The 464-nt window shown below is 40.1% G+C and carries 2 protein-coding genes; both read right to left on the bottom strand.

Annotated features, from left to right (window positions below; translation table 11 throughout):
• On the bottom strand, positions 1-94 hold a 94-nt coding region (locus GFC01_RS18100; protein ID WP_145756687.1), incomplete at its 3' end, for a GTPase.
• Positions 95-310: 216 nt separating this feature from the next.
• Positions 311-464: DUF951 domain-containing protein (locus GFC01_RS18095; protein ID WP_152948506.1), on the bottom strand; the 154-nt coding region annotated here is incomplete at its 5' end.

Raw genomic sequence — 464 nt, 5'->3', positions numbered from 1 at the left:
AGTTAGCAGACTCCGCTCCAGCCTGTGTAATTGCATTAAATAGCGTTGACTTCCCGACGTTAGGTAAGCCAACAATACCAGCTGTTAAAGCCATTCTTTCATCTCCTCTATATCAAACGTGCTCGTTATACTGCGTAATATGAACCTAGAGCAATTATAAGTAGGTTTACATGAAAAGACAAGCTAACCACCATGCATTTTCAATAGAAGAAACATCGTCAAAAAGAATAAATCAATGCTTCAAAACGAGAAATTGCACCTGGCTTTACTGTAGAAAAGACAAATTTAATGAAAAAAGCATGAGGCCTACTTAAGCAGTTGGCTCCTCATGCTTGACGAGAATTTTCTTCATTTTTCGTTCAAAATCTCTTCTTGGGATCATCACGCTGTGTCCGCAGCCTTCACATTTAATACGGATATCCATGCCCAAACGAATGACCTTCCACCGATTGGCACCACATGGA

This window comes from Desulfofundulus thermobenzoicus (assembly GCF_009428905.1).
GTDB lineage: Bacteria > Bacillota > Desulfotomaculia > Desulfotomaculales > Desulfovirgulaceae > Desulfofundulus_A > Desulfofundulus_A thermobenzoicus.
Note: the sequence above shows the minus strand (reverse complement) of the source record. Positions and strands in the feature narration are given on the sequence as shown.